The sequence below is a fragment of the Pseudomonas sp. genome (genome assembly GCF_026224925.1).
Taxonomy (GTDB): Bacteria; Pseudomonadota; Gammaproteobacteria; order Pseudomonadales; family Pseudomonadaceae; genus Aquipseudomonas.
Map to the genome: position 1 here is coordinate 1 of NZ_JAMFRV010000078.1, position 3,166 is coordinate 3,166.

2 protein-coding genes are annotated in these 3,166 nt (G+C 55.1%); one reads left to right on the top strand and one right to left on the bottom strand.

Features of this window, described 5'->3' with window-relative positions:
• Positions 1-528 (bottom strand): MFS transporter (locus M0974_RS03415; RefSeq protein ID WP_297832809.1); only part of this gene is annotated, 528 nt, incomplete at its 3' end.
• A 319-nt stretch (positions 529-847) separates the two neighbouring features.
• Here M0974_RS03415 and M0974_RS03420 point away from each other — a divergent pair.
• Positions 848-3,124, top strand: a complete 2,277-nt coding sequence (locus M0974_RS03420) for an EAL domain-containing protein (protein WP_297832812.1) — start codon at positions 848-850, stop codon at positions 3,122-3,124.
• Positions 3,125-3,166: the final 42 nt, after the last annotated feature.

Below are 3,166 nucleotides of genomic sequence, written 5' to 3' on the forward strand. Positions count from 1 at the left end.
AGGTGCTGCCGCGATGAAAAACGGCACGCGCCACGAGTCGAACGCCTTGACCATCGCCCCGGTGGTAAAGAAGGCCAGCAGTAGCCCCAATGGCAAGCCGAGCATGAAAATGCCCATGGCCCGTGCGCGCCGGTGCGCAGGAAACAAATCACCAATCAATGAGTTCGCAGCCGGGGCATAACTGGCTTCACCAATGCCGATGCCCATGCGCACCAGCAGAAATCCCCAAAAGCTGCCGACCAAGCCGTTGATCGCTGTCAGACCACTCCACGTCGCCAAGCCCCAACCCATTAACTTGCGACGCGAGCCAGTGTCGGCCATACGACCCAACGGTAGCCCGGCGACGGCATACACGAGGGTGAACGCCGTGCCGATTATCCCAATTTGAAAGTCACTCAGATGCCATTCCAAACGTAACGGTTCAATGATGATGGCCGGAATGGTCCGGTCGTAGAAGTTGAACAGATTTGCCAGGAATAACAGGAACAGAATGCGCCAGGCATTCTCCGCTTGGGTCGAGTTCTGCATGGGGTCCGTCTCTTTATTGTTATTCGGTGTCCTGCGCAGCCGAACGAAAACACGCGTGCAAATGCCTGATTCAATCGAGCCTGGATTTGCAATTTAGAACCCGAAAACGAATCTGTCTGTAAACATTCGTTACGCTGATAACAGGTGATCGACAGTCACTTGCAGATTTAGAACTATTCGCTATCAACACAATACCGAATCGGTTTATGCCAGATAGCCATTACGGGGAAGCGCTGCATTTCAGCTCCTATACTCCCCAGCGACTCGCCACCGTCCTAGAAGACGTGGCTACCCTGATATTGAGCAAATAGGGCGCGCAATGAGCTGGCTGGGTTTACGTTTTGTCGCCGATCTTCCGGCGAACGGGGAACTGTTGCTGCATTGCGAGCATAACCTTGCGTTAGCGTCGCTGGCGTATGTGGTTGCCTGTGCGGCGAGCTATGCCACGCTGAACATTGCAGAGCGCATCGGTCACGTGGAAAAGCCAGTGTACCGGCGGCTTTGGTGTTGGCTGGGCGCCATGTGCCTGGCGCTAGGCGTCTGGGCCATGCATTTCATCAACATGCTCGCGTTTAGGGCTCCAATTGACGTCCATTACGGCCTGCTTTTGACTATTGCCTCTCTGCTGGTTGTGATGATTGCAGCGCTTGTAGCAATGCGAGCACTCAGTCGCCCGTACCTGAGCGCTGGCCAATATGTGCTAACAGCCACCCTTGTCGGCCTGGGCATTACCGTTATGCATTACATCGGGGTGTCAGCCTTGCGCTCTAACGCCACTCAATATTACGAACCGCGCTTGGCCGCCCTGTCGTTCGCCATGGCCACTGCAACAAGCCTTGCCGGCCTTTTACTGACCACGCGTTTACGCAGGGGCAGCGGATGGCTCCATCAATCGCTCAAGGTTGGCGCCAGTCTGGTCATGGGCGCTGGCATCATTAGTACACATTTCGTTGGGATGTGGTCGTTGAACCTGTTTGTTCCCTCGGGCAGTGCCCTGCAGTTGCCTTCCACCCATAACAACCTGCAACTGAGCCTGAACATTGCACTGATCGTGCTGCTGATCATCGGCGGCAGCATCAGTGCCGCATTGGCTGACAAAAAGCTGCAAGACAAAGAACATGATCTACGGCGGGTCAATGCCCTGCTCAGTCAACTCGATCAGGCGCGTAGGTCACTGCAACAGGTGGCCCATTACGACGCGCTGACCAACATGATCAACCGTCGCGGTTTCAACCAAATCTTCGCTGAAAGGTTGCTTGAGAAAACCCAGAGCGCAGGAATGCTGGCGGTGATGTTTCTCGACATCGATCACTTCAAACGGATCAATGACAGCCTCGGCCATGATGCAGGTGATGAGTTGCTCAAAGTGATCGCCCTGCGTATCCGCAGTGCAACTCGTGCTAAAGACGTGGTCGCGCGTTTCGGCGGTGACGAGTTTTGCATCCTGGTCACGCTGAATAATCGCGACGAAGCGCGTCATATGGCGCAACGGGTCATGCTTGCCATGAAGGAACCGGCCGTACTGGCCGGGCGGGCCATGGTGATGACCACCAGTATCGGTATCAGCGTATTTCCCGACGACGGTAAAACGTGCGAAGAACTGTTGAGGAATGCCGACCTGGCACTTTATGAGTCCAAAGGAAATGGGCGCAATGCGTTGCATTACTTCAATTCTAATTTAAAAACCAAAGCCACCCTCGAACTGCAACTCGAAGAGGAACTGCGTCACGCGTTGCGTGAAGGTGACGGCCTGTTACTGCACTATCAGCCGATAGTCGACCTGAAAACCGGGCATGTCGCCAAACTAGAGGCACTGGTGCGCTGGCAGCATCCACACCATGGCTTGCTGCTACCGGACCGCTTTATTGGCATTGCCGAAGCCAACGGCCTGATAGCCGAATTGGATAATTGGGTATTGAAGCGCGCCTGCAAGGATTTGAGCCTGTTACGCGCCGAAGGATTCGACCCACTGATCATTACCGTAAACTACTCTGCGCTGAACCTCACGCGCGAAGACCTTGTCGGCGAAATCGAAAACGCGTTGACTGCGGCCGGGGTCTCGCCCCATGGCCTGGAGCTGGAGGTGACCGAAAATGCGCTGATGGGCAACATCTCCAGTGCCATTGGCCTGCTCAAACAAATCCGCCAGTTGGGTGTGTCGCTGTCTATCGACGACTTTGGCACCGGCTATTCTTCACTGGCGTACCTGCGGCGGCTACCGATTAACACTGTGAAAATTGATCGTTCGTTTATTCAGGACATCCCCCAATCCCCTCAGGACATGGAGATTGTTCAGGCTATTATCGTCATGGCCCACACGTTGCACCTGAGCGTGGTGACTGAGGGTGTCGAAACCACGCAACAATTGGCGTTTCTCAGCGAGTTCGGGTGTGACTTCATTCAAGGCTACCTGTTCAGCAAACCCGCGCCGCTGGACGTGTTGCGCCCGCTGTTGCTGGAGATCAATCAACGCAAATCCACCAGCCTCTGGCCCGTTGCGATCATTCCCGAACAGAGCCATTTTGAGGCCACCCGTACGGTGCGTGCACAGTCAGGTTGCGGTGATACGGGTGGGGTTTTTCACCACGGCACTTAGCCACCCTTGCGGTAGGCGGTTACCTAGCTACTCACCCGCTGA

Coding starts and splice junctions, on each gene's coding strand:
- M0974_RS03420 (WP_297832812.1), top strand. CDS start 848: ATGAGCTGGCTGGGTTTACGTTTTGTCGCCGATCTTCCGGCGAACGGG.